The organism is Nitrososphaera sp., assembly GCF_013388945.1.
Classification (GTDB): Archaea; Thermoproteota; Nitrososphaeria; order Nitrososphaerales; family Nitrososphaeraceae; genus Nitrososphaera.
In genome coordinates, this window is sequence record NZ_JACAEH010000001.1 from 63142 (window position 1) to 69457 (window position 6316).

Sequence of the window (6316 nt, forward strand, 5' to 3'; positions counted from 1 at the left end):
CATTGAGGTTTGCCATCGCCGGGGCAGGTGTCGCCGGCAGTTATCTCGGCAGCATGCTGCAGGCAAGGGGCCACGAGGTCCAGCTGTTCGAGGCAGCAAAGCCAGAGGACCACTGGCCGGTCTGCGCATGGGGCGCTTCAAGACACATGCTTGCACGGTTTTCCAAGCAGGCTGGCCTTGACTTTGACGACTATGTGCTCCACGTGGGCAAGCGCCTGCGCATGGACCTGCCAAACGACAAGGTGGAGCACCTCGACCTGAAGGGGCTTGTCACCTACGACAAGCGCAGGTGGGAGCACGACCTGATGAAAAGCCTCGAGGTGAGGTACGGCGCCAAGGTGACCAAAGACGCGTTCCCGTTTGGCGACTATGACCTTGTGCTTGACTGCACGGGATTGCACCGCACTCTTTTGCCCAAGTCAAAGGAGGACTTTATCATACCTGCTTACGAGTACCTGCTTGAAAACGTCAAAGGCGAGGACGAGTTTTACACAATAGGCTACCCCGGAGCCAAGGGCTACTTTTGGTACTTTCCGCTCGGCGCCGGCAAGGGCTTCATGGGCGCAGGCGACGTGCTGAAAAAATACTATGGAATCAAGGAGTTCTTTGAAAGGCACCCGGAAGCAAAGGTGGCAAAAAAGATAGGCAGGCCCATCAGGCTTGCGCCCCCCAAGAGGATGGAGCCTTTTTCTGACGGCAACATCGTCGGAGTCGGCGAGTCGATAGGCTGCGTGTTCCCGATGCTTGGCGAGGGCATTATCCCGTCGCTTATCTGCTGCGACTTTTTCCTCGAGTCGCTCGGCGCCGGCAAGTTCGATTTCAAGAAATACCGCAAGCGCGTGCTCTCTTATTTTGCGTATTACGACGACGTGTACCGCATAGTCAGGCTAAAGATGGATGGCAAGCTGTCGACGATAAGGCACGCAAAACTCCTCATGAGCATGTACAGGCACATGAAAAAGGAGGAGAGCAGGTTCGGCTTTGAGGTGAGCCTAGACAAGATGAACCGGCTTGTAAACGCGCTCTAGGCTATTCAAACTCGTCCATTTCTTCAGACTCGTCGTGCACCGGCTCTTCGGATGGCATCTCTGGCGGGGTAGAGCGCCGCTCAAGGTTTGCGTTGAGCCTCTTGAGCTCTGCAAGTATCTCCTTCAGAAGCGCGGTCTGCACGTCATCTTTTGCCAACTAGCGGTACCTCTTTTCAAGTCCCATGTACTTTTGCAGGTCGACAAACTTGTTAAAGTCCTTGAACGTGACCATTATCCTGCGCGTCCTCTTTGTGGCCCCTGTCTTTTTCAGCTCCTCAAACACCTCGCACATGGCATACGTGGCGCTGTACAGGCCCGAGAGCGGGAAGACCGCAATCCTGTAGCCCAGCTTCAAAAGCTCCTTTGCAGGCAGGTTTGGAGTCACGCCGTCTTCGATCATGTTTGCCACAAGCGGCGCGTCTATCTCGTCTGCGACCTTTTTCAGCTCGGCCACGCTCCTTGGCGCCTCGACAAATATCACGTCAGCGCCCGCCTTCCTGTAGGCCTTTCCGCGCTCTATTGCCTCTTCAAGGCTCACGGGAGCCCTGGCGTCGGTCCTTGCCACTATGATAAAGTCCTTGCTGCGCCGGGCTTCAAGGGCCGCCTTTAGCTTTGGCAGATAGTCGTCTTTTGGTATCACGTCCTTGCCTGCCATGTGGCCGCACCTCTTGGGCCACACCTGGTCTTCAAGGAATATGCCTGCGGCGCCGAAAGACTCTAGGTCGCGCACGAGCCTCCACACGTTAAGCGGGTTGCCGTAGCCGGTGTCGGCATCGACCAGGACCGGGACGTCCACCGCCCTGATTATGCGCCGCGCGTTGTCCACGGTCTCGCCGGCGTTCAAAAACCCAAAATCAGGCATGCCAAGCAGAGCTGCAGACGAGCCGTAGCCTGTCTGGAACATCGCGCTAAAGCCTACCTGCTCTGCAATACGTGCGCTCAGCGCGTCAAACACGCCGGGCAAAACTATTATCCTGTTCTTGTCCTCGAGCTGCTCTCTCAGTGAACGCCTGTTCATCGGTCAAGTGCGGGTGCCAAATGTTATTATTCTTTGCCCGGTTTACTGCGCCGGCTTTTGCTCGACGGGCTCCACCTCTTCTGCACCGTCGGCAAACTTTGTCACCTTTATGCCGCACTGCCTGCACTGGTAGAATTTGGTGGGCGGGTCGTGCAGGACCGAGCCGTTGAGCCAGACCATGATAGCTCCGCACGAAGGACAGTTCATCATGTGATAGGGTTGGGCCGGTCGCAGTTAATATGTTTTCACATTCAGATCTTGTTTGCGTGACCGTTGGGGCAGAACCACACACCTGCGGCAAAGTTGCCGTCCTTGTCGATGGTGATGTCGTCGTTCTTGTCGGCCTGCTTTTTTACAGAGCCGCACACCTTGCACTTTAGCCTTGGAAAATCTGGCTGCGGCCTCCAGATAACCATCTATTCTCATACGCAGGCAGAGTATTAGAAAATTGCCACTTTCACAGCGCTTTTTAGTCCGTATATCCAAGTCCTGTCGTGGTCTCTGACGCAGAGGGGCAGGAGCTCGTGCGCCTTGCGCGCCTGGCAGTACAACGCTATCTTGAAGATAGCACGGTGATGAAAACCGGCAAAACAGGCCCCATGTCCGGCGTCTTTGTGACTTTGAACTACCTTGCCAAAAACGAGGAGCGCCTGCGCGGTTGCATAGGATTCCCGCTGGCCTACAAGGCGCTCCACCAGTCGGTGGTAGAAGCCGCCATTGCGGCAGCGACTGAAGACCCGCGCTTTCCGCCGGTTGACCGCAAGGAACTTGACAGGATAATTTTTGAAGTGAGCGTGCTCACAGAGCCAGAAGAGGTGCCCGGGATAAAGGGCATCAGGATAGGGCAGGACGGGCTCATCCTGCGCTGGAAGTACGGCTCGGGCCTCCTGCTTCCGCAGGTGCCGGTCGAGCTTGGCTGGGACGTCGACGAGTACCTTGCAAACCTGTGCTACAAGGCAGGCGCGCCGCCTGACGCGCTTTCCGACCCGTCGTCCCGGCTTTACAGGTTCCAAGCACAAGTTTTCAAGGAGCGCTCGCCCGGAGGAGACGTTACAAGGCTTGAGCAGTACAAATAATATCACCGCCCATCTAGCGGGTCACGTGGGCAGGGCGTATCTTGCTCCCTACGGCGTGGGCCTGGGGCATGCAAGCAGGCTTGTGATGGTCGCAGACCACCTGCAGCAGGGAAACGTGCAGGTCCGCTTTTCGTCGTACGGCGAGGCCGCAAACTATGTCGCAATGCGAGGCTACGACTGCCGGACAGTCCCGCCAGTAGAGTTTGCGTGGAGCGGCGAGGGCAGTTTTTCAATAAAGCAGAGCATAGCCAACATACCGCTCTGGTTTGCCAACTTTTCAAGGCAGGTAAACCACGAGGCGCGCAACATGACCATGTACGGGCCCGACGTCATAGTGTCAGACTCGCGCCTTTCGCCCATATTTGCCGCAAGGCTTCTTGGGATACCGTCAGTTGTCATACTGAATCAGGTGAAACTCTTGCTCTCGCCGAGGCTCCGTGAACTTGCAGTCTCGCGCCTGTTTGAAAAGATGGTCGGCGAGTTTCTGGGCTCGATGTGGAACATGGCAGACAGGATACTGGTGCCAGACCTTCCGCCTCCTTACACCATATCTGCGCACAACGTGTGGGGCGTGGGCTCGGCTGCAAGAAAGATAGAGTACATCGGCTTTACGGCGCCCAAGCCCATGATAAGCAGGGAACAGACCGACAGGGTCGCAAGCGCGCTTGGCTTTGACAGGTCCCGGCCGGTTGTCTTTGTGCACATCAGCGGGCCAATGCAGACCCGGATGCCGCTCATCAGGCTTGCGCTTGAATCTGCCGCACAAATGTCCGGCAAGGCTCAGTTTGTCTTTTCAGAGGGCCGGCCAAACGGCAGCACAGAGCCCCGCAAGATAGGCCAGTCGGCATGGTACTATGAATGGTGCCCTGTACGTGACGAGATATTTGCTTTGAGCGACCTCATAGTGCTCCGGGGCGGCCACACGGCACTTTCGCAGGCAATACAGTTTGGCAAGCCTGTAGTCACTATCCCGATAGAAAACCACGGCGAGCAGCTTGGAAATTCTGAAAACATTGCCAAGCTCGGGATAGGCGTGATGCTCCATCCAAAGGGATTGAAGCCTGCGCAGATTTCAGCTGCAATAGGGCAGGTCCTGGGCGACCCCTCATACCGGGAAAAAACACTGCAGGTGAACAAGTTGACAGAGAAAACAGACGGAATAGAAAACGTCGTCAAGGTAGTAAGCTCGTATTTCAAGAATGAAAGAAAATAAGATAAAAAGGGCTTGAGGCCCTGGGAGATTTTTACCAGTGGTGCTTTTCGTCCGGAATCAGGCCTATCTGCTCGCGCTCAAAGTACCTTTCGAGCTCCTGCGACCACTTTTCCTTCGCCGAGCCACCGCCGAGACCCTTCCTCCTAAGCCAGAAGGCTATGACGCCCAGCAGGAACACTGCGAACAGCATGGTTCCGAATATGTAGACCATGACGTCGTAGAACAGTGGGTCGTAGTTCGGACCGATCTGCCCAATTAGACTTCCGAAGTTCATTAGATTATCCCATAATGCTCAAAGATATATACATTTTGGTCATTGTGCGCTTGCGAAATATGTCTTTGAAAATGCACAGACGCGTCTCAAGCTTGGCAAAATTAAAACAAAAAGGAAAAAGTGGGGGACGTCTAGCTTGGCGGTGTTGCGCCTCTGCCTCTGAAGAAGAACGCTGCGGCTACGCCACCGAAGATTGCTGCCAGGACGCCGATGAACACCCATGTCTGGCCTTCCTGGGTCGAGAGCATTGGTGTACCAGAGCCTGTCGATGGGTTGTCCTGTGCGTAGATCAGCCTTCTCTTTGCAAGAATGGCGTTCTCTGTGCACTCTGACTTTGCAATACCGTATTGTTCGCACTCTGCAAGCTGCTCTTCTGTTGCGCCTGCTACCGGGCTTCCCTCCACACCGTACTGTGCGTAGGCTGCCGGCATGACTGAAACAGCCGTCGCAGAGAAGAATACAGCCAATACGGCCATCGCCACTATGATCGGCTTATTCATACTACCTACCATTTTTAGTGCGAATATTTAACCTTTGTGAACACACTGAATTGCAGTTTGGCCTCAAGAACCGCCATGCCGCCAAGTAACGTTTAAGACACGCATTGCTCGAATTTTAAAAGCGTATGGCGCGAACACATGTTCACACTCATGGTAAATCACACTCTATCCGCCCGACTTCAAAGACCGCCCCGTCGTGGCTCAAGACAAGCCCCGACCAGGTCTCCTCACTTGTGGTCAAGATGTCAAAGGACGGGATGGGCCCAAGCGAGATAGGCATAAAGCTGAGAGACGAGCACGGCGTGCCGCTTGCCAAGCCGGTCACCGGCAAAAAGCTGACAAAGATTCTGGCCGAAAACAACATCAGGGCCGAGATGCCAGAGGACCTTGACAGGCTGGTCAGAAAGGCTGCAGGGCTCCAGAAGCACCTGAAGGCGCACAACAGCGACCACCGAAACGTCAGGTCGCTCGAGCTCGTCGAGGCAAAGATCCACCGCCTTGCCCAGTACTACAAGAGCACAGGCAAGATCCCAGCAACTTGGAAATACACAGCTGTCATTGCCCAGCTAGAATAAGGCACTTGAGCTCAAGATGGGCGACAGCTCCCGGCTCGTTTCTGCTCTAAAGCCCTTTTGCGACAAGATACGCTCTGTCGTTGAAGCAGGAAGCGAGATAGCAGTAGTCACGCACATCGACGCCGACGGAATAACTTCCGGAAGCATTATGGCTACCGCGCTTGCGCGCATGGGCGCAAAATACACGGTCCGAACAGTCTCTGATATGAACCCTGCAACCATCGACAGGATGAAGGCAGAGGACCACGAGTTTTACATAATAACCGACCTTGGCGGAGGAATGGCAGCGAACTTTCGCAAGGCCCTCGGCGACAAGTGGGTCGTTATTGACCACCACCAGATACCCGAGCAGGAAATCGTGACAGACGATGCAGGCCAGGTCATGAACGCCTGGAAGTATGGTATAGACGGCGGAATAGAGGTCCCTGCGGGCGGCATGGCCTACATGGTCGCAAGCGCCCTTGACAGGAAGAACCGGGACCTCTCGTGCCTTGCGGTGGTCTCTGCTGTAGGTGACAGGCAGGACCAGGGAGACAAGAGGTCGTTTACAGGGCTCAACAGCGAGATTCTTGACACTGCCAAGTCGATGGGCCTTGTCAACGTCGACCTGGACATCATGCTTACCGGGAGGG

At 55.3% G+C, this 6316-nt stretch carries 11 protein-coding genes; 5 read left to right on the forward strand and 6 right to left on the reverse strand.

Annotated elements, in window-relative coordinates:
* The first annotated feature begins 2 nt into the window (after positions 1–2).
* Positions 3–1028: an NAD(P)/FAD-dependent oxidoreductase gene (locus tag HXY31_RS00405; RefSeq protein ID WP_292638318.1), complete on the forward strand. Its 1026-nt coding sequence runs from the start codon at positions 3–5 to the stop codon at positions 1026–1028.
* Position 1029: 1 nt separating this feature from the next.
* On the opposite strand, the gene HXY31_RS00410 is transcribed toward HXY31_RS00405, so the two are convergent.
* The 4 genes from HXY31_RS00410 to HXY31_RS00425 are packed head-to-tail and all read right to left on the reverse strand — an operon-like array spanning position 1030 to position 2462.
* The gene (locus HXY31_RS00410) at positions 1030–1185 is read right to left on the reverse strand and encodes a hypothetical protein (protein ID WP_292638320.1); all 156 of its coding nucleotides are present in this window, start codon (positions 1183–1185) and stop codon (positions 1030–1032) included.
* Positions 1186–2046: an oxaloacetate decarboxylase gene (locus tag HXY31_RS00415; protein ID WP_292638322.1), complete on the reverse strand. Its 861-nt coding sequence runs from the start codon at positions 2044–2046 to the stop codon at positions 1186–1188.
* A 42-nt stretch (positions 2047–2088) separates the two neighbouring features.
* Entirely contained in the window at positions 2089–2256 is a 168-nt protein-coding gene (locus HXY31_RS00420; RefSeq protein ID WP_292638324.1) for a hypothetical protein, read from the reverse strand.
* Positions 2257–2297: 41 nt separating this feature from the next.
* Entirely contained in the window at positions 2298–2462 is a 165-nt protein-coding gene (locus HXY31_RS00425) for a hypothetical protein (RefSeq protein ID WP_292638326.1), read from the reverse strand.
* A 78-nt stretch (positions 2463–2540) separates the two neighbouring features.
* Here HXY31_RS00425 and HXY31_RS00430 point away from each other — a divergent pair, with 78 nt between their 5' ends.
* Both HXY31_RS00430 and HXY31_RS00435 read left to right on the forward strand, forming a co-directional pair.
* Positions 2541–3122, forward strand: a complete 582-nt coding sequence (locus HXY31_RS00430; protein ID WP_292638328.1) for a TIGR00296 family protein — start codon at positions 2541–2543, stop codon at positions 3120–3122.
* A gap of 25 nt (positions 3123–3147) precedes the next feature.
* Positions 3148–4335: a glycosyltransferase family protein gene (locus HXY31_RS00435; RefSeq protein ID WP_292638330.1), complete on the forward strand. Its 1188-nt coding sequence runs from the start codon at positions 3148–3150 to the stop codon at positions 4333–4335.
* A 31-nt stretch (positions 4336–4366) separates the two neighbouring features.
* Here the strand turns inward: HXY31_RS00435 and HXY31_RS00440 are convergent, their stop codons facing one another.
* Entirely contained in the window at positions 4367–4609 is a 243-nt protein-coding gene (locus HXY31_RS00440) for a hypothetical protein (RefSeq protein WP_292638332.1), read from the reverse strand.
* Positions 4610–4740: 131 nt separating this feature from the next.
* Positions 4741–5109: a hypothetical protein gene (locus HXY31_RS00445; protein ID WP_292638334.1), complete on the reverse strand. Its 369-nt coding sequence runs from the start codon at positions 5107–5109 to the stop codon at positions 4741–4743.
* A gap of 125 nt (positions 5110–5234) precedes the next feature.
* Here HXY31_RS00445 and HXY31_RS00450 point away from each other — a divergent pair, with 125 nt between their 5' ends.
* The gene (locus tag HXY31_RS00450; RefSeq protein WP_292638335.1) at positions 5235–5684 is read left to right on the forward strand and encodes a 30S ribosomal protein S15; all 450 of its coding nucleotides are present in this window, start codon (positions 5235–5237) and stop codon (positions 5682–5684) included.
* Between the two features lie 16 nt (positions 5685–5700).
* Positions 5701–6316: DHH family phosphoesterase (locus HXY31_RS00455; protein WP_292638338.1), on the forward strand; the 616-nt coding region annotated here is incomplete at its 3' end.